Source organism: Phycisphaeraceae bacterium (assembly GCA_019454185.1).
In the GTDB taxonomy this organism is placed as follows: domain Bacteria; phylum Planctomycetota; class Phycisphaerae; order Phycisphaerales; family UBA1924; genus JAHBWV01.
In genome coordinates, this window is the sequence record CP075368.1 from 2,472,433 (window position 1) to 2,496,772 (window position 24,340).

21 protein-coding genes are annotated in these 24,340 nt (G+C 65.6%); 12 read left to right on the forward strand and 9 right to left on the reverse strand.

Translation table 11 applies throughout. The features are described from left to right. Positions 1-38: 38 nt before the first annotated feature. The 7 genes from KF838_10545 to KF838_10575 all read left to right on the forward strand — a co-directional run bounded on the left by KF838_10545 (position 39) and on the right by KF838_10575 (position 6,738). Entirely contained in the window at positions 39-1,079 is a 1,041-nt protein-coding gene (locus tag KF838_10545; GenBank protein ID QYK47217.1) for a GDP-mannose 4,6-dehydratase, read from the forward strand. After that, positions 1,076-2,551 (forward strand): glycosyltransferase family 4 protein, encoded by a 1,476-nt coding sequence (locus KF838_10550; protein ID QYK47218.1) that lies wholly within the window; start codon positions 1,076-1,078, stop codon positions 2,549-2,551. Before KF838_10545 ends, KF838_10550 begins: the two co-directional genes overlap by 4 nt. Positions 2,552-2,620: 69 nt before the next feature. Then, entirely contained in the window at positions 2,621-3,598 is a 978-nt protein-coding gene (locus KF838_10555; GenBank protein ID QYK47219.1) for an AAA family ATPase, read from the forward strand. Then, the gene (locus KF838_10560; GenBank protein QYK47220.1) at positions 3,595-3,969 is read left to right on the forward strand and encodes a VanZ family protein; all 375 of its coding nucleotides are present in this window, start codon (positions 3,595-3,597) and stop codon (positions 3,967-3,969) included. The genes KF838_10555 and KF838_10560 overlap by 4 nt, the downstream gene beginning before the upstream one ends. Before the next feature lie 46 nt (positions 3,970-4,015). Further along, on the forward strand, positions 4,016-5,662 hold the full coding sequence (gene murJ / locus KF838_10565) for a murein biosynthesis integral membrane protein MurJ (GenBank protein ID QYK47221.1): 1,647 nt from the start codon (positions 4,016-4,018) through the stop codon (positions 5,660-5,662). An 84-nt stretch (positions 5,663-5,746) separates the two neighbouring features. Continuing rightward, entirely contained in the window at positions 5,747-5,875 is a 129-nt protein-coding gene (locus KF838_10570) for an entericidin A/B family lipoprotein (protein QYK49834.1), read from the forward strand. A gap of 29 nt (positions 5,876-5,904) precedes the next feature. After that, positions 5,905-6,738 (forward strand): SDR family oxidoreductase, encoded by an 834-nt coding sequence (locus tag KF838_10575; protein QYK47222.1) that lies wholly within the window; start codon positions 5,905-5,907, stop codon positions 6,736-6,738. 3 nt (positions 6,739-6,741) lie between these two features. Here the strand turns inward: KF838_10575 and ispF are convergent, their stop codons facing one another. Beyond that, positions 6,742-7,290, reverse strand: a complete 549-nt coding sequence (gene ispF / locus KF838_10580; GenBank protein ID QYK47223.1) for a 2-C-methyl-D-erythritol 2,4-cyclodiphosphate synthase — start codon at positions 7,288-7,290, stop codon at positions 6,742-6,744. An 82-nt stretch (positions 7,291-7,372) separates the two neighbouring features. On the opposite strand from ispF, the gene KF838_10585 reads away from it, so the two are divergent. Both KF838_10585 and KF838_10590 read left to right on the forward strand, forming a co-directional pair. Further along, complete coding sequence (locus KF838_10585) at positions 7,373-7,909, forward strand: hypothetical protein (GenBank protein ID QYK47224.1); 537 nt, start codon at positions 7,373-7,375, stop codon at positions 7,907-7,909. 41 nt (positions 7,910-7,950) lie between these two features. Further along, positions 7,951-8,733, forward strand: a complete 783-nt coding sequence (locus KF838_10590) for a DUF1559 domain-containing protein (protein QYK47225.1) — start codon at positions 7,951-7,953, stop codon at positions 8,731-8,733. A 7-nt stretch (positions 8,734-8,740) separates the two neighbouring features. Here KF838_10590 and KF838_10595 read toward each other — a convergent pair whose 3' ends face one another. The 3 genes from KF838_10595 to KF838_10605 all read right to left on the reverse strand — a co-directional run bounded on the left by KF838_10595 (position 8,741) and on the right by KF838_10605 (position 16,692). After that, a complete protein-coding gene (locus KF838_10595; protein QYK47226.1) occupies positions 8,741-9,439 on the reverse strand; it encodes a type II secretion system protein in 699 nt (232 codons plus the stop codon). Between the two features lie 103 nt (positions 9,440-9,542). Beyond that, entirely contained in the window at positions 9,543-15,620 is a 6,078-nt protein-coding gene (locus KF838_10600; GenBank protein QYK47227.1) for a hypothetical protein, read from the reverse strand. 376 nt (positions 15,621-15,996) lie between these two features. Then, positions 15,997-16,692 carry an amino acid racemase gene (locus tag KF838_10605; GenBank protein QYK47228.1) on the reverse strand — a complete coding sequence of 232 codons (696 nt, stop codon included), beginning with the start codon at positions 16,690-16,692 and terminating at the stop codon, positions 15,997-15,999. A 132-nt stretch (positions 16,693-16,824) separates the two neighbouring features. Here KF838_10605 and KF838_10610 point away from each other — a divergent pair, with 132 nt between their 5' ends. Then, positions 16,825-17,703, forward strand: a complete 879-nt coding sequence (locus tag KF838_10610; GenBank protein ID QYK47229.1) for a hypothetical protein — start codon at positions 16,825-16,827, stop codon at positions 17,701-17,703. Continuing rightward, positions 17,700-18,647 (forward strand): hypothetical protein, encoded by a 948-nt coding sequence (locus tag KF838_10615; GenBank protein QYK47230.1) that lies wholly within the window; start codon positions 17,700-17,702, stop codon positions 18,645-18,647. The genes KF838_10610 and KF838_10615 overlap by 4 nt, the downstream gene beginning before the upstream one ends. Here the strand turns inward: KF838_10615 and mnmA are convergent. The 5 genes from mnmA to KF838_10640 form a co-directional block, all read right to left on the reverse strand. Then, on the reverse strand, positions 18,587-19,795 hold the full coding sequence (mnmA, locus tag KF838_10620) for a tRNA 2-thiouridine(34) synthase MnmA (protein ID QYK47231.1): 1,209 nt from the start codon (positions 19,793-19,795) through the stop codon (positions 18,587-18,589). The two genes, KF838_10615 and mnmA, sit on opposite strands and share 61 nt — an antisense overlap. 60 nt (positions 19,796-19,855) lie before the next feature. Then, the gene (locus KF838_10625; GenBank protein ID QYK47232.1) at positions 19,856-20,836 is read right to left on the reverse strand and encodes a hypothetical protein; all 981 of its coding nucleotides are present in this window, start codon (positions 20,834-20,836) and stop codon (positions 19,856-19,858) included. 55 nt (positions 20,837-20,891) lie between these two features. Further along, the gene (locus tag KF838_10630) at positions 20,892-21,731 is read right to left on the reverse strand and encodes a phosphoribosylformylglycinamidine synthase subunit PurQ (protein QYK47233.1); all 840 of its coding nucleotides are present in this window, start codon (positions 21,729-21,731) and stop codon (positions 20,892-20,894) included. Between the two features lie 93 nt (positions 21,732-21,824). Continuing rightward, positions 21,825-22,457, reverse strand: a complete 633-nt coding sequence (locus tag KF838_10635) for an ATP-dependent Clp protease proteolytic subunit (GenBank protein ID QYK47234.1) — start codon at positions 22,455-22,457, stop codon at positions 21,825-21,827. A gap of 82 nt (positions 22,458-22,539) precedes the next feature. Then, the gene (locus tag KF838_10640; protein ID QYK47235.1) at positions 22,540-23,142 is read right to left on the reverse strand and encodes an ATP-dependent Clp protease proteolytic subunit; all 603 of its coding nucleotides are present in this window, start codon (positions 23,140-23,142) and stop codon (positions 22,540-22,542) included. Positions 23,143-23,553: 411 nt separating this feature from the next. Here KF838_10640 and KF838_10645 point away from each other — a divergent pair, with 411 nt between their 5' ends. After that, entirely contained in the window at positions 23,554-24,330 is a 777-nt protein-coding gene (locus KF838_10645) for a metallophosphoesterase family protein (protein ID QYK47236.1), read from the forward strand. Positions 24,331-24,340 lie beyond the last annotated feature (10 nt).

Below are 24,340 nucleotides of genomic sequence, written 5' to 3' on the forward strand. Positions count from 1 at the left end.
GGTACATCAAGCCGGCAACCGATCCGACAAGGGCAGACGTGGCGCAGACAGGAACCAAAGCCGAGATCACCGGCTCGCGCCGGCGGAGACGCGCCCTCGTCAGCGGCGGCAGCGGTTTCATCGGCTCGCACCTTGTGCCCTTGCTGCTTGAGCGAGGCGACCACGTCACCGTGGTTGATAATCTCTCGACCGGCAGGCGCGGGAACCTGCCCGAGGAGCACCCGTCGATTCGGTTCATCGAGGCAGACCTGCGCGAGGCGCTGCGCGTGCTGGGCCCGGGCGAGACGTTCGACGAGATCTATCACCTCGCGGCGGCGGTCGGCGTGACGCGGGTGCTTGAGGATCCGATCCTTGCGATCGAGACGAATGTCGAGCAGACGGCGGCGTTGTTGAGGTTTGCGGCGAACCGCGGGCCTGACGGCGGGCCGGTGCCGACGCTGGTGGCTTCGAGTTCCGAGGTGTACGGAAAGGCCGCGAAGTCGCCGTTCTCTGAGGAGGACGACGTTCTGTACGGTCCGACGACGGTTTCCCGGTGGTCGTACGCGTGCACGAAGGCGATCGATGAGTATCTGGCGATCGCGCACCATCGGATGCACGGGCTGCCGGCGGTGGTCGCGAGGTTCTTCAACACGGTCGGGCCGCGGCAGGTTGGTGACTACGGGATGGTGCTTCCGCGGTTTGTCGGCGCTGCGCTGAGGGGCGAGCCGCTGCACGTCTTCGGTGACGGTGGGCAGACCCGCTGCTTCTGCGACGTGCGCGACACAGCGGCTGCATTGCCCCGGCTGCTGGGCACGGCGCGGTGCTACGGGCGGGTGTTCAATGTCGGGTCGGATCGGCCGATCTCGATCCTTGAACTGGCGGAGACCGTGATCCGTGTGCTTTCTTCGCGCTCGACGATCCAACTCAGGCCGTACGCTGAGGCGTATCCTGACGGCTTCGAAGATCTGCGTCAGCGTCGTCCCGATCTTGCCCGCATTCGCGAGTCCATCGGCTTTGAGCCGACCATTCCGCTCGAAGCCACCATCCGAGACATCGCCCAGTCCATGCGTTCGACGGGGGTGGCGGAGGCCAACGCGTGATTCCTACAGCCGCCAAACTCGATCCGATCCGGGCCGAGAATCTCCCTCCCGGCGTGGTTGCGCGCATCGACCAGCTCGGGGTTCAGATCGGTCGCCTTGCGCAGGAGCAGCGTGATCTGGCGGCGGCGGCGGGGATCTCTCCTGAGGCGCCCTCTCGTCTGGACATCTTCCACGGCTACATCGCGGTGCTTGGCATCGCGTTCATCGTGACGCTGCTCGCGACACCCCTGATGCGTCGCATGGCGGTGCGGTACGGGATCGTTGATCGACCGAACGAGGCGAGGAAGATCCACCGGGCCCCGACGGCGTATCTCGGCGGCGCGGCGGTTTACCTGGGCATCATGGCGGGGATTCTGCTCTCGTACATCGCTGTGGCCGTGCCGGGTCTGGTCAACTTCCACGAGACGAACCATCTGGAGGGGTCTTCGCCGTTCCCGGTGCCGACGTCGATCCTGCTCGGGCTGACGGTCATCATGCTTGTCGGGCTTTTCGACGACATCGTGCACATCAGCCCGCAGGTCAAGGTAGCGGGGCAGTTGCTTGCGGCGGCTGCGTTGGCGATCGATGACGTGGGCGTGCGGGTAGCCAAGGGTGTGCTGGTGCCTCTTGCGAAGGCGGTGGGCATCCCGACGGCCACAATCGACGGGACTTCGATCGAGACGGTCCTGCTGAGGATCCCGATGCCTGTCGAGCTCTTCGGGACGGGCTCGATCCACATCGACCTTGTGTACTGGGCGGGGACAGCGATCATCGCGTTGTTCGTGCTGGGCGCGTGCAACGCGTCGAACCTGATCGACGGCTTGGATGGGTTGCTCTCGGGGGTGACGGCGATCGCGAACGTCGGCCTGCTGATCGTGGCCCTGAGCATGGCGGTGATGGACGACGGCCCGCGCGATGCGCAGCGCCTGGTCATCTGCATGGCGATTATCGGGGCGTGTCTCGGCTTCCTGCCTCACAACTTCAACCCGGCGACGATTTTTCTGGGGGACTGCGGCTCGCTCCTGCTGGGCTTCGCGACGATCGTGGTGATCCTGACGCTGGGCGACACGGGCAAGACGAACCTCGTGTTCGCGGGTCTGGTGATCTACTCCATCCCGATCATCGATACCTCGCTGGCGATTGTGAGACGCAAGCTGGCCAAGAAACGAATGTCCGACCCCGATTCGGACCACCTGCACCACATGCTGAAGCGGTCGCTCGGCGTGAAGGGGGCGGTCTTGACGCTGTACGGAATCGGCACGTCATTCGCGTTGATCGGGATCGGGATGTCGCTCTGGCGGGCCCGGGCGACGTATCTGCTCGCGTTCATCTACGCCTGCTTCATCGCTGTGATTGCGATCAAGATCGCGCGGAAGCGGATCATCGAAGAGCAGATTCAGAGGGTCGAGGCGGAACGCTCGGGAGCGTCGCTGCGTCAGCCAGTGCCGGCGGGAGACGCGGCATTGCCGCAGGGTGAGTCGCCGACGCCGTGAGGCAGCGGGAGAACGGCCGGGTGGGCGCGGTTTCGCGGGAAAATCCTGCCGTTCCTATACTCCGGCACCATGGATGGAGCCCGCCCGAAACCCACGCGTCTGATCGCCCTCATGAATCAGAAGGGGGGCGTGGGGAAGACCACGACCACCGTTACGCTGGCCGCGGCGTATGCCAGGGCCGGACGCTCCACGCTGGTCGTCGATCTTGATCCCCAGGCGCACGCGACGCTGCATCTCGGGGTCGATCCGGCAGCGATCGAGGCGTCTGTCTACGACGTGCTGCTGGATCCCGCGTCCGGGCTCGAGGGGCGTGTGCACGCGATCGCACCGAATCTGGACCTTCTGCCCGCGCAGACGGATCTGGCGGCGGCCGAGGTGGAGATCTCTCAGGCGCCGGATCGGAACCGACGCCTGTCGGACGCTCTGGCGGCGGCATCGGGCAAGTACGAGTTTGTGCTGTTTGATTGTCCCCCGTCGCTGGGGCTGCTGACGCTGAACGGCCTGGTGGCGGCGCGTGAGGTGATCATCCCGATGCAGGCGCACTTCCTTGCGCTGCAGGGCGTCGGGAAGTTGCTGGAGACGGTGCGGCTTGTGACCCAGTCGGTCAACCCCAAATTGCGCGTGACGGGCGTGGTGCTGTGCATGCACGACACATCGAGCACGCACACGCAGGAAGTTGTCGCTGATCTTGAGGCGTTCCTTGCCGAGCAGCGGGCGCTCGACGTGCCGTGGAAGCACGCGCGCGTGCTGCGCCCGGCGATCCGGCGGAACATCAAGCTCGCGGAGTGTCCCTCGTTCGGGCAGACGATCTTTGAGTACGCCCCCACCGCTCCCGGGGCGGCCGATTACAAGGCGCTCGCCGAAGGGATGCTGCGAGAATGGGACGCGATGCTGGAGCGCCGCGCCGAGACGAAACCCGAGACGAAGCCCGGGTCCGGTCCAGTCAGACAGCCAGAGGTGGGCACTCAGGCCACGGGCGACGCGCCCGTGGAGATCGTGACGAGGGCTGCGGAGATCGCACCGGTTTCCTCCGGGACCGGGGTGTGATCGCGGTGCCGCGTGCGGTCTATCTGGTTGGGTTCGGGGTGTACGCGCTCGCGTTGTTCATCGCGACCCACTGGCCCCGGCTGGCGATCGATTCGCCCATCTGCGGGACGGACAAGATCATCCACGTCGGGGTGTTCTTTGTGTGGACGCTGCTCCTGGCGGCGGCGGTGCGGCATCGTCGGCCGAGATTGCGGACGCTCGGGTTGATCGCGTGCGGGTATGCGGCACTCGACGAGGGGCTTCAGGCGATACCCGCGCTGGGCCGGACGTGCTCGTGGTGGGACCTGTTGGCGAATGTCGTGGGTGTGGGGCTCGGCCTTGTCGTGATCTGGCTGATTCGGCGGCGTTCCGGGAAGCGGGCGCTCGCCTAGCGTCGGACGTGATAATCTTGCATCCGTGCAGGACGCACCCTCACCCATGCCTCCACCCGACGAGCCCGGCCCCCCCCCACCCACCGCTCCCGACCGGAGCAGAACCGGCGACAGCGCCATGGGGCGGGCGGTTCGTGTCTTCTCGTCGCTGACGCTGGTCTCACGCATCGCGGGGCTCGGGCGCGACATTGCCACGGCTCGCGTCTTCGGCGACACCGCCATCGGCTCGGCGTTCATGGCGGCGTTCGCGATCCCGAACTTCTTCAGGCGGCTGCTCGGTGAGGGCGCGCTCACGGCGGCGTTCATTCCGCTCTACACGCAACTGGACCGTGACGATCCGGACGCGGCCCGGCGGTTCGGCGCGCTGGTCGTTCGCAGACTCGCGATCCTGACGGGGATCATCACTGTTCTGGTGGAGCTGGCGTTGCTTGCCGTGCTCTTTCTGGACGGGCGCGACGCGGAGCGGGCGTTCTCGGTGAAGTTGATCATGGTCATGTTCCCGTTCATGCCCATGGTGTGTATCGCGGCGATCCTGGGGGGGATGCTGCAGACGCACGGGCGGTTCGGCCCTTCGGCGGGGATGCCGATCCTGCTGAATCTCATCACGATCGCGGCCGCACTTCCGTATGCGCTGATGGCGAACCCGGACCGGGTCGGCGCGGCGTATGTGATCGGCATCGCCATCCTGGTTTCCGGCGTGGCGCAGGTCGCGTGGGGCGTGCGGGCGCTGGGTCCGCGGTTTGCGTTGAAGGCGTCGTCGGAGGGGGTGGCGGAGACGGTGCGGACGATGCTGCGCCGATTTGTCCCCGTGGTGATCGGGATGGGGACGCTGCAGATCAACTCGTTCTTTGACATGTTGATCGCGATGTGGCCGAACTGGGTCGGCCCGACGATTCTCGGGTTTGAGTACCCGCTCGATGAACGATCGAACGGGATCCTTGGATACTCGCAGCGTCTGTATCAGTTTCCGCTCGGTGTCTTCGGTGTTGCGGTCGCGACGGCGATTTTCCCGATGCTGGCTCGCGTGACGAACAGCACGGGCGAGTTCGCGACGACGCTCCGTCGGGGCCTGCGGCTCTCGCTTTTCATCGGCCTGCCGGCGAGCGCGGGGCTGATCCTTGTTCGTGACCCGCTGACGTTCGTGGTGTATTCCGGCGGCGGGAGGGGATTTTCTTCGGATGGGGTGGCGCGAGCCGCGGCGGTGCTCCTCGGGTATGCACCGGCGATCTGGGCGTTCTCGATCAATCAGGTGTGGACGCGGGCGTTCTATGCCGCGGGGCGAGTGCGGGCGCCGATGAACGTTGCGATGTGCATGGTGTTGGTGAACCTTGTGCTGAATCTGGTGCTGATCTGGCCGTTCCGTGAGGCCGGTCTTGCGTGGTCCACCAGCATCTGCGCGATCGTGCAGTGCGTGATTCTGGCGATGCTATCGAAGCGGCTGACGGGCGTGAACCCGATGGATCGCTCGACCACCATGGCGTTCGGGCGGATCTTGGCGATGACGCTCGGGATGATGGGGGCGGTGTGGGGCTTGGGTGAGGTCTTGCCGCGAGGCGCGTCGTGGAGCGGGCAGTTCGTCGCGCTGATCGTGCTCACGGCTGCCGGCGGCGGGAGTTATCTCGCGCTCTCGCTGGCGATGCGGGCCCCGGAACTTTGGTGGCTGCTGCATCGGGAGCGGACATCGGCGTCGTGATCCGGCTAGCATCTGCCGAGTGCGTCGGTCGGTCGTTCCGGCGTGAACGGACTCAGAAGGAGTGACAGCTCGATGAAGAAGGCGATGACTCGGATCTCTCTGCTCGCGGCGCTCGCGGCGGCGATTGCGATGACCGGTTGCAACACGGTGAAGGGCGTGGGGCGCGACATCGAGGCCGCGGGCGAGAAGACCCAGAAGGCGATCAACGACTGACGCGCCGGGTTCGGCGGTGAGGTCCATCCATGTCTCGTGTTGATCTTCGGGGCCGTGCGATCGCGATCACGGGAGCGAGCAGCGGGATCGGCGCGGCGACGGCTGTCGAGTGCGCGCGGGCCGGGATGCGCATCGCGATCAGCGCGCGAAGGACCGAGCGGCTCGAAGCGGTGGCGGAGAGGATCCGCGCGATCGGCGGGACGGCGGTTGCTCTCGCGTGTGATGTGTCGCGTGAGTCGGACTGCTTCGCGTTCATCGAGCGTGCATCGGCGGAGATCGGCCCGCTTCATGGCGTTTTCGCGAACGCCGGGTACGGGGTCGAGACGCCCTCGCTCGCCATGACCGACGGCGAGTGGGAGGCGATGCTGCGGACAAACTTCTGGGGGACGCTCTGGATCGTGAGGGCGGCGGTTGCCCGGATGCGTGAGGGGCCCGAGCCGCCGACGGGGGAGACTCGCGGACATGTGCTCGTCTGCTCGAGTTGCCTGTCGAAGATCGGGGCTCCGTACCACGCGGCGTACTCGGCGAGCAAGGCGTGCCAGGACCATCTCGCCCGCGCCTTGAGGCACGAGTTGGCGGGTGAGCGGATCGACGTCTCGAGCGTGCATCCGATCGGCACGAGCACGGAGTTCTTCGATGAGTTGGAGAGGAACTCGCCGCGTTCTCAGGGGCTTTCGAGCTCGAACACGTCGCTCCAGCCGCCGGAGCGTGTGGCTCGGGCGGTGGTGGCGTGCCTGAGGAAGCCGCGGGGCGAGGTGTGGACGAGCACGCCCACGCGGATCGCGCTGGGACTGGCGACGGCGTTTCCGGGACTCGCGGACTGGGGCGTGGCGCGGTACATGCGCTCGCACATGCGGAAGTGAGCGTCAGTGCTGTGTGAGGAGCGCGGCGACGTGGACTTCGACGGCGCGGCCCTCTCCGACGGCGTCCACACGCTCGTGGGTCTTACCCTTGACGTTGACGCAATCGACAGCGATGCCGAGCAGTTCGGCGATGCGTGTGCGCATGGCTTCCTTGTAGGGCCCGATCTTGGGGCGTTCGAGCACGACTGTGGCGTCGAGGTTGGCGATGCTCCAGCCGGCAGAGGCGGCGCGACGGACGGCCTCACGCAGATAGACAGAGGAGTCCTCACCGGCGTGGCGGGGATCGGTATCGGGGAAGAGTTGCCCGATGTCGGGCATCGCCAGGGCTCCGAGGATGGCGTCGGTGATGGCGTGGAGGAGGGCGTCTCCGTCGGAATGGGCGACGGGGACCCGGTCGGACTCGATCTGGATGCCGCCGAGGATCAGCCGGTCCCTGGCCCCGGCCTTGCCGAGCGGTTCGAGACGGTGCAGGTCATACCCATGACCGATCCGAACCCCAACATGGGGTCCGAACGTACGTGGGTTGGGAGGCGTGGCTTCAGGCACCTGCATGAGTCTACCGATAACCGATGGGCGGCCCTACCCTCCATGCCGGCTGTGCCGGACGATTCCTGAACGCGAGCGGAGAATCTCGATGAGCCAGTGTCGGATGGTCTGCAGCATTGTTGGCGCCCTGGGAATCATGGTCGGTGGCATGGGCTGCGAGGGCATGCCGGGACACTTCCCGGGCGGCTCTATGGCCTCGATCGACAAGTATGTGTACCAGTCCACCACGGACATCCCCCAGACGATTACGCTCGTGGATACGCGTACCGGGCACGCGGTGTGGTCGAAGGACGTTCCGGTCGGCCAGCAGCTTGTCATGCGGTTTTACGCTGACAAGAACGATGCCGACCCGGTCAACCCCGATCGGCTTGACTGGGCGATGATGCCGAGCGGGCAGCGAGGCGGCACGCTCAACAACCGTGTGTTTGTACCGGCTTCGCACAGCCGCCGGCTGGATGTGACGCTCCGCGCCCCGGGCGAGATGCCACCGATGGCAGAGGCCAGGCAGCCAGCACCCATCGAGTCTGCTCCTGCCCCGGCTCCGGCTCCGGCTGCGGCCCCAGAGCCGGCCCCCGCCCCGGCGGGATCGGACCCTGCGCCGATTGATCTGCCTGACAATCGCTGAAAGCCGCGTCTGCCGGGCCTGGCCCGTGGTATGCTGTTTGTATGCATGAGCGTCGGAAGCTATCCGCCGCCGGGCGCGGTTTCAGTCTCATCGAGGTGCTGGTCGCCATCTCGATTATTGCGCTTTTGATCTCGATCATGATCCCCGCGTTGAGCAAGGCCCGAGATGCCGGCCGGGCGGCGATGTGCCTCTCGAATCAGCGTCAGCTCGGGGTCGCGATGAACCTGTACGCGAACTCGAACAACGGATTCGTGCCTCGCGAGGGTGTTGACAACGTGACGCGCGAGCGTCCGCCGTGGGCTGTCGCGCTTCGTCCGTACATCGATTCGAACATCTCTCCCGACGAGGAGCCGAACGACCGCTTTGCGGGCGCGCCGTTTTTCCGGGACCCGAGCCGCAAGCCCGATGCGCACGTCATCCACTATGTGACGAACGCGATTCCGTTCCGCAAGGTCGGAACGGAGCGTGTGCCGGATGCGACTGCGGCGATCAACTGGCGGAAGCGTCGCGGTCCGACGATGATCGATCGAGTGATCAACCCATCGGGCGTGGTGTATCTGACCGATTATTTCGACGATCCGAACGGGTATCACGCCGCGTCGATCTACGTCGGTTCAGCGCCGACGGACATGCAGATCGCGCAGTGGTATGACCTGTGGCTTGCCGGGCACGTGAATGGAGGCCCGCTGGTCCGTCGCATGGAACCCCGCCGGCACGGCACGGGGTGCAACGCCCTGTTCTTCGACGGGCACGCCTCTACGGTGACGGCGACAGATGTGAAAGACCTCAAGCTCTGGGATGATGGGCTCACGCTGACGAAGTGAGCGCGGCTCACGGCAGCGGGCGTCGCCATGCCTGAGGCAGAGGCGTGCCCTTGGCCTTTGTTGTCTGGACCGAACCGTCGAGATTGCTGTGGTTCATGGACCCGGTCGCGTGCACCGGCGCAAGCCGCTGCTGCACGTGCAACGGCTGCCTGAAGTCGATCATGCTGGCGGTGCGCGTGGGCGGGGGAGAGCCGGGCTCCGGCGGCGCGATGCCTGAGTCGAAGAGCAGCGGACCGGACCGTGCCGGATCGGCAAGATCGAGCCGAATGTGGGCCTGCTCGGTGTCGTAGTGATCCGGGTCGGCGGCGCGGAGCGGATCTGAGGCGTCTCTGGCGTGGCCTGTCGCGTTGATCGCGTAGGTGCGGGTCATCTCCTGGCCGAGACGTGCGCGGCTCGAAGGACAGACGAGAATTGTCGGACCGCCGTACATCTCTGAGCCGGTGCCTGCGCGTCCAGAGCCCTCCAAGGCGACGAGTGCCCAGTTCGGGATCGAGGCGTAGGGCACGCCGATCGCTGGAGAGAGCCCTCGGTTCTCGTCGGCGTAGACGCGGCAGATGGCGGATGCCTGGCGGAGATTCGAGAGACAGACCGCGGCACGACCGGCCTCACGCGCGGCACTGAGCGTGGGGACGAGGATGCCGATGAGGATCGCCAGGATCGCGACGACGACCAGGGTCTCGATGAGTGTGAAGCCACGCGCGGCCATGTCCAAGGGTACCGGCGAGAGGGGTCGAGGCGGCGTTGGATCGAGAAACGAAACGGGGCGGACCTTGCGGCCCGCCCCGTGGGTTGCGAACTGGTGGGAACTGTTACGAGATGCGTGAGAGCGGCGTGAGCAGGCCGAGGGGCGCGCCCGACTGGGTGTAGCCGCCGCCGAGGAAGAGGTCGTAGTGGGTGAGCTCGACGCCGAACTGGGTGGGTGCGGAGAGCTCGATCGAGAAGAAGTTGGCGTTGGTGGGACGGTTGAGGATCTCGGGGCGCTCGTGGAGATTGATGGACGCGAACCCGCCCGCGCTGAGCGGGACGATGAACTGTGAGATCTCGCCGGTCGTGAAGATCAGGCGGACGGTCACGTTCGTGGACGCGCCCGCGGGGTTGAACATCGAGAGGGTCTCGAAGTAATTGACGCCCGCGGAGGCACGGTTGATGAACGCATCGCCGAAGAAGTAGCGTGTGCCGACCTCGGTGATCGCGGCGGTGGCGTTGGCCTCGCCTCGCTGGTATTCGGCGGCCATGACGACGACCGGCTGATTCGAGCGGTAGGTGAGCCCGATGGGCTGGTCGGCGACGAGGCCGAATGTCTCGCCGGAGAGGACCACCGTGCCGAAGGCCGGGAGGTCGATCGTGCGGTTGAGACTGGGGAGCGAGGCGTTGATGTAGCGGCCCGTGATGACGATGGTCGTGGGGAGGAAGCTGGGGTTGTAGAAGGCGATCTCGGAGGAGACACCCGCGCCCTGCGTGAGGGAGGGGATGGCTCCGGCGTTTGCGCCGCCACCCGGCTGACCGAGGATGGCGTACGCGCCGCCTCGCGCGATGTCGTAGTGGGTGAGCCCGGCGACGATGCCGACGAAGGCGGCCTGATTCGCGCTGTCCGCGGGTGCCGAGGTGAGTGTGACGCCGAAGATGCCCACGGGGAGGGCGTCTGTGGCACTGATGTTCCACCCGCCTCGGCGGTCGGCGGCGATGGTGCGTGTGAGAACGACCGGGCCGCCGGCGGTGTGGGCTGTCAGGGTGACGACGACATCGAAGGGATTGGGGTTGTAGATGGTGAGGGCGTCGGCGACGTTGCCGGGGTTTCGCTCGACCCTGGCGAAGGACCACGTGGCATTCGGGGCGTCGGTGAAGGAATCGCCGGTGCTCTGGTCGAAGTCGTAGTGCGCGAGGGTGGCGCCGAGCGGCCCGCTGGATTCGATGACGATCGAGTAGGGAACGCCTCTGCGGACGCCCGGGGCGGTGACCGCGCCGTTGCTGATGGTCACGCCGCCTCGGCGGCCGGCATCGATCGAGCCGGAGCGGACGACCGTCTCTGTGCCGTCGTTGTAGCGGAGCGTGACGGAGTAGGTGACGGCCTCGTTGCCGCCGTTTGAGATCGAGACGACCTCGCGGATCTTCGCGCTGGAGAAGCCCTCGGGGTAGTAGAGGTAGTAGGTTTCGGGCGCGGTGTCGATCTTGAGGGTGTAGGTCCCTGTGCCGACGCCGATGCCGTCCACGATGACCCAGAACTGCTGGCCTGCGGTGACCTGTGCACGGGGGATCGTGATGTTCGAGGCGACGCCGGGGAGACCGCTGGCGTCGAAGGCGACGATAGATGATGGGTTCTCGTTCGCGGCGTTGAGCACCGTGAGCGAGAGGGAGAGGCGTGAGCCGGTGGGCGTGATGAGCTGGATGTAGATGTCGCCCTTGGCCGGTGCGATGAACGTGTAGAGGTCGCGCTCGTTGGCGACGGAGATCGATGACGTGATGGTGGCATCGCCCCGGCTGTCAAGCGTTGCGACGTTGGGATTCGAGAAATCGATGATGCTCGGATCGGGCGGGGGCGGCGCGACGCCGGGAGGTCCGTCGAGTGCGACGGCGTACTCGCCGGTCGAGACGGTGAAGAAATCGGTGGGCGTGATCGCGGAGACGAGGATGTAGTAGCGCTCGCCCGCGGCTCCTGCGGGTATGGCGAGCGATACGGCTTCCATGCCGGTCGAGGCCGAGACGTCCAGGCCGGTGACGAGCACGCCTGCGGAATCGAAGATGCGGACGCGAGGCCCGATGCCGACGACGGATGAGCTGTACGGCGTGACCGTGACCTGCACGTTCCCTGAGGCGAGGGTAACGAATGTGAAGAGATCGGTGTCGTTGGCGGGTGAGATCCTCGGGTTTGAGGAATCGCCGAAGGAGAGGCCCCCGATGCCGCCGTCGCCGGTAGAGGCAACGAGCGTGATGAGCGTTGCGAGATCGAACTCGCCGATGTTGGGGTGATCGTCGATCGCGGGCGCGAGGAGATCGACGGTGTAGGTGCCGGTCGTGGCGTTCGGCCCTGCGCTGGGCGAGGCATCGACGAGGATGTAGTAGACCTGGCCGCGGACAACGTCGAAATCGACGTCGGTGGGATTGAGATCCTGATTGGAGGCGACCTGCGTGAACGAGGAGTCGAAGATCCTGACTCTCTGGAGGAGCGTGCTGGAGAGCGGGACGGTGATGTTGACGGTTGACACCCCGCTTGCGGGCGCGGTGAAGACGAAGAGATCGGAGTCGCCCGCGAGCTCGATGGTGCCGGACTCAGAGCCGGCGCCGGTCGCGGCATCGGCGATGATGAGCGTGGCGAGACCGAACTCGCCGGCATCGGCGTGGTCGTCGGAGGGCGGGAACTGGATATCGACGCGGTAGGCGCCGAAGTCGAGCGCGGGGCTGGCGCCGCGTACGACGAGGAAGTATGTGTTGTAGGTGTTGCCGGACGCGCCGCTCGTGCGCGGGTTGTTCACGCCGATGGTGAGCTGGGCGGTTGTGCCCAAGCCGGGTGCGTTGTCGTTGAAGCCGATCCTTGCGAGGTAGGGGTTGCCGACCGGATCCTCGGCGATCTCGTAGACCTCGAGCACGGGGTCGAGTGTGAAGTTGAGCGCGGTCACGCGGAAGGTGAAGTCCTGGCTCGTGAACGCCTCGAAGCGGAAGATATCGGTATCGCCGGGGACGTTGATGGAGCCGTTGAGCGACCCGCCACCGAGGAAGTCCTGGAGCGGGAAGGGCGTAGCGTTGGCGAAGTCGGGGCGATCGGCGTGATCGTCGATGTACTGGATGTTGGAGACGGTGACGGTGTACGCGCCGGTGCCGCTGCTGTCCTGGAAGACGCGGACGTCGTACTGCTCGCCGTTGCTGACGGGGAGCGTCACGGTGATCACACCCGTGCTGGTGGCGCGTCCCTCGACGAGGAGGAGCCCGTCAGGCCCGTAGACCTCGACGCGAGGCACGACGTTGTTGCCGATGGCACTGGTTCTGGCGACCGTGACTGTGGCCAGCCCTGTGCTGGTGGCGCGGAAGACGAAGAGATCGGCATCGTTGGCGGTCTCGATGACGCCGCCGATCGTGCCGGAGCCGGTGGTGGGATTGATGTCGATGACGGTGCTGTACACCGGGAGCCCGCCCGCGAGCGCGTTGGGGTGGTCGTCGGTAATTGATGAGAAGATACCGGGGAGGTTCTGCGGATTGCCGACGCCGTTGATCAGGAGTTCGTAGGTGCCCGCAACGCTCCGCCAGTCGATCTCGGACTCGGGAGCAAGGACACGGTCGGCGATGCTCTGGGGGGCACCGTTCTTGTACTTCTGTCCGTTCTCGACCTGGATGTAGTAGGTCTCGCCCGCGATGACGTTGAAGACAACGCGTGCGTCGCGCCTGTGGAACGTGAAGTTGGCGAATGGATTGTCGCCATCGCCGGCGAGGGGTGTCAGTGTGCCGACGTTGGGGACGTTGGGATCGAACTCGCCGTTGACGGCGACGTTGTCGTCGTTGTAGGCGATCTGCTCGAAATCGTTGTTGAAGATGCGGAGCGCGCTGTCGAGGAGACTGTTGTAGAACTCGAAGAAGAGCTCGCCATTGACGTCTGTGGGGGGATCGGCGGGATCGGGGAAGAACTCTTCCGAGTACCAGTCGGTCCACTCGACGTAGTGGGAATTTGCGAGCGAGGTGGTGTTGATGCGGATCTCGAAGGTGCCCGTGTACGGCGCGGTGAACTCGTAGATGTCCACATCGTCGAAGTCGTGCAGCGAGGGGAGGCGTGTCTGGCGGTATTCCGTGATCCAGAAGACGTCTTCGAGGTCGTCGGAGGCGACGATGCGATCCTGGTAGAGACTCAGTTCTGAGGCGACCACGAAGGGAAACGCGTTGAGCACGGCGTTCAGGAAACGCACATCTCCGGTGCCGTTGTTGGGGGGCACAAAGACGGTGCCGCCGAACTCTTCTTCGTCGCCGAACTCGAAGTCGCGTGTGAAGGGATAGACCGGGGTGACGGGTGCGAGGGGGTCCGGGAACGTGCTGTAGTCGTACTGCCTGGGTGTCTCGACGTGGGCATCGACCTGGACGACCAGCGAGTACGCGCCGACACCGTTGCCCGAGACGACGATGTAATACGGCTGACCGGCCCAGACGGGAATGCCTGTGACATTCTCGCCGAGCAAGCCGGAGAGAAAGTCGATCGCGCCCGGATCGGCCTGCGCGGGGTCGTACATGCCCGAAACGCCCTGATCCGGGATGGTCGCGTTGTTGTTCGCGTAGACCAGTTCGAAGCCGTCGTTGCCTTGGCCGGGATCGACGGCAGCGGGATTGAAGCGATAGACCTCGATCGATGTGTTGAGGAAGCCGAGACCGGGGCTGGCGAATAGCGTGAGACGCGACGAAGGGCGGAGTTCGATCGGATTGCCCGCAGAATCCTCGCCCGCGAACCAGATCGTGGGATCATCGGGATCGACCTCTCCCGGGTAGATGCCGAGCATGCTCTTGGGCGGGACGAAGACGAAGACATCGGTGTCGCCGGCGGTCGCGATGCGCCCGCCGCCGACGGCGGTGACCTTCCAGTCGATCGTGGGCAGCACCTCTGCGGGTGCGCCGAAACGGAGGGGCGTGGCGTTGGCCCAGTCGCCGATGTTGGCGTGGTCGTCGACACCATCCACGGGCTGCACCGTCGCGTTCGCGGCGACAATCACGCGATATGTCTTGCCGGCCACAGGGGGAGTTGACGAGAAGCCATCGAAGAGGACGAAGTACTGCTGGGAGCTGGAGAGGTTGAAGGTGATCTGCGAGTTGAGCCCCGCGAAGTTATCGTTGAACGCGAGCAGGTTGCCCGCGCTATCAAAGAGGCGGATCGCGGGATCGTCGACGCGATTAAGTCCGACGCCGAGTCCCTGGACGATACCGAGGCCGGATGCGGCGGGCGTGAACGAGTAGACCCGTGCCTGTGCGACGAGTGGGGCGGCGACCGTGCCGGTTCTGGTGACCGGGTCGATCGGGATGTTCACCGGGCTGGACTGGAGGCGCACGCTGTACGCGCCGGAGGCCGGGCGGCCGGAGAGGAACTCGTCGCTGCGGACGCGGATGAAGTACGTCTGGTTGGGATTGGCCTTGAACCACGCCGCAGCGTTGCTGTCGACGCCGGAGTTGCTGTCGGCGGTGATGAGCGTTCCCTGCGCGTTGTAGATCTCAACGCGTGTGTCGAGGATTGTCGGATCCGCCTCGGCTCCGATGAAGGTCAAGGCGTTGAACGCGTTGTTCGAGCCGTTCGAGACCCGGTAGATGAAGTCGGCGCCGCGACGCGGGAGCGAGCCCGCGGTGGTGACGATGTTGCCGGCGGCGTTGGGCGTGATGGAGCCGGACTCGCGATCGACGCGCAGGGTGTACGCACCGGTGGTCGAGCCCTCCTGGCGGACACGGACGAAGTATGTCTGGCCGGGCTCGGAGACGAAGCCGATCCAAGCATCGGTCGGCGTGCCGGAGCTGGTCGTGCCGTTGCCTGTCGCCGAGAGGATCACGTCGTTGGCACCGCGAGCGGGGACCGCGAAGCCCGGGGTCGCGCTGCTCTCGATGTAGAGGTCGATGCGTGTGTTCAGCGTGCTGCCGACGGATGTCGCGGCGTCTGCGAGAACGGTGATGAAGTCGGAGGTCGGGGTGGTGAAGCTGTACCACCCTTCGTCGGAGGTGGTGTCGATGGTGTCCACTTCGTTGGCGACGCCGCCCGCACCGAACGTCAGCGCGATCGCGGACGTGGTGTCCGGGAAGGCAAGGAGTTGGCGACGTTCGAGGGTGTCAAAGAAGGATGCGGTTCCCGCGCGTGCGGTGAGCTCGTGCGCGGTGGACCGCCGCTTCTTCTCTGAGGAGCGAAGACCAAGAACCGACCGGATTCTGCGAACGCTCATGCCCGGCTCCATCTGCCTCGCGGCGACCCGCACGCCCTGCCCGAAGGAAGCGACACACTGCGCGGTCCTACGCCCCCAGTGACCACACGTTGCGTCGTGCCCGGCTCTCCAAAGCTCCTGCGTGGCTCCCGTTGCGAGAGCCAGCTCCGGAGGCCACGCCGCTGACCCTGCCGCCAGCGGACCCCCCCAGCATAACACACCCCATGCCCCGGCGTCCAGCCGTTCCCGACCCCATTTCCCATCCAAAGTTCCTCACTCGTTCCGATGATGGGGAGTATCGAGGACCCGGACCTGGTACGGAGGGCGCGAACTGCGGACGCGGAGAGATTCGGCCCGAGACTTTCGGAGGTTGCTCGGTCGCACAAAATCCGGGCATTCACCCCGACATCGCGTATCGCACCGCGCCCTCGGCGAGGATGTCCGCGGCGTCGTAGACGGGGAGTCCTGCGTTCTCAGGCGTCACCAGCAAGGGGGCCTCGCTGCACCCGAGGATGACGCCCTCGCAGCCACGCTCGGCGAGGTGGCCGATGATCCCGAGCACGGCACGCTGCGATTCCAAACGGAACTTGCCGTAGATGAGTTCACCGAAAATGATCTCATCCAGAAGATCCGATTCGTTGGGTTCGGGCGGGAGGACCTGGATCCCTCGAATCGCCAGATGTGTCTGGTATGTCGAGCCATAGGTCACCATCTTGGTCCCGATCAGCCCGACCTTTTTGCGCCCGTCCCGCTCGACGTTGCGGGCGACCAGGTCGGTCATCGTGATCCATGGGATCCGCGACCCGACCTCGGCGAGGTGTACGCCGTGCTGGACAGCGTTGTCCGGGGTGAGCACGAACTGCGCACCACATCCAGCAAGAACATCCGCCGAACGCCTGAGGAGATACCCTACCGAATGCCAATCATCGGCGCGGATAGCGTCGATGTAATGAGCGAGGGGTTCATTGTGCATCGAGACGCGGGGGTGATCGTGGGGCGGGAGAAGCTTTGAGGCCTGGCGCGAGATGGCTCGCACGGCCAGAGCGGCGCCTTCCGGACTGACGGCCACGATTCCGATGTGCTTCGTCGCCACGTGCGATCCCCTTGGGCCCGATGCCGGGACTGGCTCTGGAGCCCGCGAGCTGGCAGTGGGCCTTCATAGAGCCGCGCCAAGCGTAGTCGATGTAGAGGGCGATCGGGCAGCCCACTCGGTACATTCTGATGCATGATGACTGGCTATGGTGTGCCGCGCGAGCCCGACGCAGACTCGCTTGGACACATCCCCTGCCTCGCCTGTTCCTACGACCTGCGGGGTCTTGCGTCGGACAGCATCTGTCCGGAGTGTACCTTCCCGGTTCACATCTCCCGCGCCGAAGCCCGACGATTGCCCGCGGCATACCTGCGCGCCCTGGCGATCTGCGTCTGGCTCACGCTCGCACCGCCATGCACTGCTCTGTGCGCTTTCGCGGTCAGCTTGATGAATGCCGCAGCTCTTCCGGGATTGACATACCCGATCCTCTCGACGTTTTCTCATCTGATGCCGCTGTCGCTGATCGTCTGGGCGAGCGGTGTTGTCTCGCTCGAATGCGTTCGCAGTCCGTCGGGAGCGGGAGCGGATCCCCAGGCCCCTTCGCGTGTTCGTATCGCGGCTGTTGCTCTCATGGCTCTGGGCTTCTCGGTCGGGGTGCTGCTGCTCCGCTACAGGCCGCACCTGGGCGCGCTGCTCCCGCTGCCGCACGCCCCGGGCGTCAACCCTGCATGGCTGCTGGTGCTTGTCGCTGCGGAAGGTCTCATTGTCTCCCAGATGCTCACGTCGCTGGATCTGGCCCGACGCTTGGAGAGCAAACGCCTGCGTGACTCGGCCAGAGCGCTCCTGCTCTGCTCGATCCCCTCATCGCTCGTTCTCATTGCGCCTATGCAGCGGGTGCTGGATCCATACGGCGGTCTTCTTGGCAGTCATCTTTTCGCCATCGGCATGGCCGGCTGCATCGCCTGCTGCATCGCCCTTTTTCTCGTGTGCTTCAATACCCGCGGCGCGCTCAATCGCTTGCGCACAATCCGAAAGAAACTCATCCGAGAACATGCACCAAGACCGACGACATGAGCACACCCCCCTCCATCCCATCGCTCCGCTGCCTCTCCTGCGGGTATGACCTGGCCGGGCTTCCTGAATCGGGCCACTGCCCGGAGTGCGGCACGCCGATCGCGAGGTCGCTGCGCGGAAATCTCTTTCGCTACGCATCGCCCGGGTATGTGCGGACCCTGCGCGGGGGTGCGACGCTCGCGCTGGTCGCGTCTCTGATCTACATCTTCGATTGGGTCCCGAAGATCCCGCTCGCGATGATGTTCGCGGCTCTCCAGATCGGGTCGATGAGCGTCATGGACGCGTTCTTCGACATCGCGACGCTTGCGACGATGCTCTTCGGGTGGTGGATGCTTTCGACGCCTGACCCGGCCTTTGTGGGCGTTGACAGCGCGCGGGACTGGCGGGTGCGCCTGCGCGTGCTCCTGCCCTTTGCCTCGGCCGTGATTCTGTTCAACGCGGTTGCGGGGTCGGTGTTCCGGGGCGTGCTGTCAGGGACCGTGGCGATCGGGTCCGGCGGGGCAATGATGTCGTTCTCATATGCCGAGATGCTCTCGTGGATCTCACGGTTCGTTCACGCGATCGTGATCTACTGCGGGCTCCGGTACATCCATGTGATCTCGATGCGGTTTCCGAGTCTCAAGCTGCGGAACGCCTCGTCGAACGCGTACGCAACGCTCGGCTTGATCATCACGCTGCTGGTGCTTGTTGTTGCGTGCGGCATCGGGGGACGTTTCGTCGGGTGGCTGATCGCGGGCGCCGTCTTCTTTGCGGCATGCGCCGGCATCGCCCTGCTCGTCTGGCTCTTCCAGTATTTCGGGCTGCTCGGCCGGCTTCGATCCGAGCTGACCAGGGCGATCATCACTGCGGAAGCGATCGCTCAGGCGGAGCAACACCTCGCGGCTCAGCCAACGGAGGCGATCCAGCCGCCGCCGATCACCCAGTCGGGCTCCGAAGAGTCGTAGAGCACGACCGCCTGGCCAGGCGCGACGGCGCGCTGCGGCTCTTCAAACACGACCTCGAACCGTTCATGGCGTCCGGAGGGGGATGGCTGATCGGCGCCGAGCGGGGCGAGCGTTCGCACGCTGGCGGGAACCGCACGACCGTTGGAGCGATACCGGGCCAGGCAGACTCGCGTCTGGCCGGGGGCGGGTGGATCGGTGAGCCAGTTCGCCTCGGACGCGATGAGCGAGCCGATGTCGAGGGCTTCGGGCGGGCCGATCCGCACCGTGTTCGTCGATGCGTCTCGCTCCAGCACATAAGCGGGCGTCCCCAGCGCGAGCTTCACGCCTCGGCGCTGCCCGACGGTAAACCTGTGCTGCCCGGCGTGGGTGCCGACCACTTCGCCCCGCTCGTTCACGATCGGACCGGGCCTTGCCTGCTCCGGCGCGACCCGCTCGACCAAGCCGGCGTAGTCGTTGTCAGGGACGAAGCAGATCTCCTGTGAATCCGGCTTGTCGAAGACGGGCAGCCCGAGTTCGCGCGCGAGGTCGCGCACGCGCGGCTTCTCCATCTCGCCGATCGGGAGCAGCATCGAGGCCAACCGCTCGCGCGGCGCGCCGAAGAGAACGTAGCTCTGGTCCTTGCCGTGATCGACGCCACGCATCAGCCGCGGGGAGGGGCCTTCGCGATCGATTCTCGCATAATGTCCCGAGGCGACGTGCGTCGCGCCGATCTGGACCGCGTAGTCGTGGAGCTTTCCGAACTTGAGCCAGTCGTTGCAACGCACGCAGGGATTCGGTGTGCGGCCCCTGACGTACTCGTCCACGAAGTACGAGATCACACGCCCGAAGTCGCGCTTGAAGTTCACGACGTAGAACGGGATGCCGAGTTCTGCTGCAACTTGACGCGCATCCGCGGCGTCGTTGATCGAGCAGCACCCCTGATGCCCGACCTTTACCCCCCCACCACTCGCCCCACTGACACCACCAGTACCTCTTGCACACGCCCCGCCCTCATCCCTCGTCATGGTCTCCAGGGTTTCGCCCGGGGAGCCGAGGCGCATGAAGCAGCCGACCACGTCGTAGCCCGTGCGGAGGAGCAGCGCGGCGGCGACGGAGGAATCCACGCCGCCGGACATGGCGAGCAGTACTTTGTCACGCGCCCGGGTCATGCCGAATCGTAGAGCATCGGCCGTCGATTCGGGGTGCTTGCCGATGCGTGCACGATTCGCTCACGCCGGGTCGGTCGGTCGCTTGTTCTTTCTCGGCAGCGTGCCCATGTATGGGCCGATGGGGCTCGATGCGGGCACCTTGAATCGCTCGCGCTCGCGGGCCTCACGTTCGAGACGACGCTGCTCGCGGTCGGCGGACTCGTCCGCGTATCTCACGGCCCAGAGCATCATCATGCCGACCTGGACGAGACCGATCATCAGCAGTGTCCACGCGCCGAGCAGAACGGCGGCGGCGATGACCACGAAGATCCCCGCGCCCACGCCGGTCGCGCCCTTCGACGCGAGCCACCAGGCGAAGATGCTCACGACGAACGAGACCACCATCGCAGCGGCGGCGGCTCGCGTCCGCCAGGCGATTCCTTCTTCCGCGCCCGAGAGCGCGAGAGTTGCGACCGTGAGGGCGAGGAAGATCGGAGAGATCTGGCCTCCCATGTGGATCCACGAGCCGGCGACCTCCAGTTGCGTGTTCGGTAGTCCACGATTGGCGATGACCGTGGCGGCGAGGAACGCGAGCGATGCCGCGGGAATCAGGAGTGCTGAGAGGCGTGCGGCCCAGCGGATCGCTCCTTCGGCGAGTGCGCCGGGTGTTGACTGTGATGCGCCCGGGCGCGGGAGCGTTGCGAGCCAGGCGAAGGAGGCCCACGCGATGCCGAAGCAGAGCGAGATGGCATGGATCCACAGGGCCGACGCGCCACCCCAGGCAAGGGTGATCGTGATGACAATCTGAGCCGCCTTGATCATCGCCAGCCCGAGGCATCCGTAGCCGATCGCCGTGACAAGGGAACGGGGAGCGTCGAGGAGCGGCGCGGCGATCTCGTTCGCTCCGGCGCGCGGGCGGATCACGGTGCCGCACTCGGGACACGGCCCGCCCGGGGTCAGACCTTTGAGGTTGTAGCCGCATGATGTGCAGGGACGATCGGTATCGATGGCGTTCAGGCCGATGCCGGCGCGTGCGGATCGCTGGAGTCGCGTGGCCGTCATGCGATGTGAGTGTATCGAGATGTCGGATGGGCTCGGGGGGCTGATCGCGTGCGGTTCAGACCATCTGCGGGCGGCCGGAGGGCCGGGCGGATGTCGAAGCGGCGGCGACGGCATTCTGGAAGATCCGTCGCCCGAGGGTTTCCTGGGACCTGAGCCGGCTGTCGAGTCGGGTGAAGTATGGGTGCCGGTTCCACTCCAGGTATCGCTCCGGGTGGGGCATCAGGCCGAAGACTCTCCCGCTGGTATCGCAGATGCCTGCGATGGCGTTCTCAGAGCCGTTGACATCGGTTGCGTAGCGAAGTGCGACGAGACCATCTTTCTCGAGCCGTTCGAGCGTCGCGGGGGAGTCTGTGACGAATCGCCCCTCTCCGTGGGCGATGGGGAGGCGCATCCCGTGCGCGCGATCGGCGTGATCGGCGTGGACCGAATCGATGCCCGCGGTCCAGACGCAACGGGAGGAGGGGACGGGGGCGATCTCGACCCAGCGATCGATGAAGCGTGCGCCGGCGTTCTCCGTCAGCGCGCAAGTCTGTTTCGGCGCGCGGTCGGTCGGCCAGACGCCGTCGAGCGGACCGGGGAGGAGACCGACCTGGACGAGCACCTGGAAGCCGTTGCAGATACCGATGATCGGGCAGCCGCGCCGCACGGCATCGCGGAGCGGGACGTAGAGGCGTTCGCGCACGAGTGCGGCCATGATGCGCCCGGAGGCGATGTCGTCGCCGTAGGAGAACCCGCCGGGGAAGCCAATGAGGTCGAACTCATCGATCTGCGAGGGGTCGCGGATCAGGGCATCGAGGTGGCGGAGCGATGGGGCGGCTCCGGCGCTCTCGAACGCGCGGCAGAGTTCCTTGTCGCAGTTCGTCCCCTGGGCGCGGATGACCAATGCTCGTGGCATGTGCCACTGTAGGTCTGCGCGCGGCTCTGACGCCCTGCGCAGGGTCGGGCGGGACTCATTGAAAAGTGTCGGCCAGTCTGTTCAGAGGACGGCTCAGATATCGTCGCCGTCCTTGTGCGTGCGCGTGGACTGGGGCATGCTCGTGAGGACCTTGTCGATGAGGCCGTACTCGATCATCTCCTTGTCGTCGAGCCATTTGTTGCGGTCGCAGTCGCGGGCGATCTGGTCGATCGACTTGCCGGTATTGGAGGCGTAGACCTGGTAGAGGCGGTCGCGGAGGCGGAGCATCTCGCGGGCCTCGATCTCGATGTCGGTGGCCTGACCCTCCATGACGCCGGAGAGCAGGGGCTGGTGCATCAGGTTGCGGGCGTTGGTGAGGGCGAATCGTTTGCCCTTGGCGCCGGAGCAGGCGAGGAGGGAGCCCATGGAGGCGGCCTGCCCGATGATGTAGGTGCAGACATCGGGCTGGATGAAGTTCATGGTGTCAAGGATGCCGAGCCCCGCGGTGACGCTGCCTCCGGGGGAGTTGATGTAGAGGTGGATGTCCTGCTTGGGGTCCTCGTTGGCGAGGAAGAGGAGCTGCGCGACGACGAGGGAGGCGATCTCATCGCCGATGGGGCTTCCGAGGAAGATGATGCGGTCTTTGAGGAGGCGGCTGTAGATGTCGTAGGAGCGCTCGCCGCGTGAGGATTTTTCGATGACGATGGGGACGAGGTAGCCGGACATGGGAAAGTTCCAAATGGCAAAGGGCCAAAGGGCCAAATGCTGGAGTGTGGGGGCTGGTGAGAGCTCCGATGCGGGTCGTGCGTCAGCGGACGCCAGGGATGACGCCGGCCTGGGCCTGGGCTTCGTTCAGGATCTCGTCGACGATGCCGTAGGCCTTGGCCTCTTCGGCGGTGAAGTACTTGTCGCGCTCGGCATCGCGCTGGATGGTCTCGACGGCCTGGCCGGTGTGGTGGCTGAGGATGCGGTTGAGCTCGGCCTTCATCTTGATGATCTGCTCGGCCTGGATCTTGATGTCCTCGGCCTGACCGGTCACGCCGCCGTAGGGCTGGTGGATCATGACCTTGGCGTGGGGGAGGATGAAGCGCTTGCCCTTGGCGCCCGCGGCGAGCAGGACGGCAGCGCCGGAGTAGGCGTAGCCGATGCAGTAGGTGGCGACGGGGGATGAGATGAGGCGCATGGTGTCGTAGATGGCGAGGGTGTCGTCGACGGAGCCGCCGGGCGACTTGATGTAGAGGGAGATCTCCTGGCCTCGCTTCTGGTTCTCCAGATAGTGGAGCTGCATCATGACGCGCGTGGCGGAGACGTTGTTGATGTCCTGCGCGAGGAAGCAGATGCGATTCTCGAGCAACAGCTCGTCGATGGTCATCTCGCGGGTCCGCTGGTAGGTGACGCTTGCGGCTGGCATGTCGTTCCTCGTGTGTGCCGTGGTGTTCTGATTGGTCGGGCGATACGTTACCGGACGTGGAGGGCCTCAGGAAGGCGCGGTTTGGCTTGCGTGAGGCGTGAGACCAAGTGATCTTATCTGTCGGTGTCGGAGAGTGAATCGGTGAACGGTCGGTTCATCGGCGATTGAGGGGTTTGAGGTGAACGCTGGGGGAATCTGGGGGCGAGGTTGCGGTCTGTGAGGGGCTTTGTCGCCTCTCTTTGATGACGGCGCGCTTCCTTTCGTTGCGATTGCCTGACTTTGCGGGATTCACTAGGATCGGCACCCCGAGGAGGGGCGATCTGGTTGGCGGGTCGTCGGCAACCCGGGACGAACGGGGCGTGCGTATCGCAGTATCTGGTCGGCGGTGTCCGGTTGAAGCGAGGAGTGCTTGTGTCGATCGCGATCATCAGCGACATCCACGGAAATGCCGAGGCGTTGCGCGCTGTGATGCGCGACATCGATTCCCGCAGCATTGACCGGATCATCTGTCTCGGGGACATCGTCGGCTACGGCCCGGAGCCCCTCGCGTGCGTCGACATCGTGCGCGAGCGGTGCATGTGGTCGCTGATGGGGAACCATGACTTCGGCGTGCTCTACGAGCCGACCAATTTCAACCCGGGCGCGGAAGCCGCGGCGTACTGGACGCGGGAGCAGTTCGATGCGGAGCCGGACGCGGGCCTGCGTGCGAAGCGGTACGAGTTTCTCGGGAAGCTTCGTGTGCGTGTCTTCGAGACGCTGAACGGGATGGGTTTCCCGGTGCTGGCCGTGCATGGCTCGCCCCGTCGGCCGATCAACGAGTACATCTTTCCGGATGATGTGATGAACTCTCCGGACAAGATCGAGTCGATCTTCGGGCGTGTCGAGCGGTTGTGCATTGTCGGGCACACGCACGTGCCCGGTGTGTTCACGAACGAGCCGGATTTCTACCCCCCGAACGAGCTCGGCGAGTCGAGTTACAAGTTCTCGGAAGACGAGAAGGCGATCATCAACGTGGGCTCGGTCGGACAGCCGCGGGACCACGATCCGCGGGCTTGCTACACGATCCTGCACCCTGATCGCGCGGAGTTTGTTCGCGTTGAGTACGACGTGGACGCGACAGCGCGGAAGATCAAGGCGGTGCCGACGCTGCACGACTGGCTGGCGGATCGTCTGTACGAGGGGCGTTGAGCTCAACCGT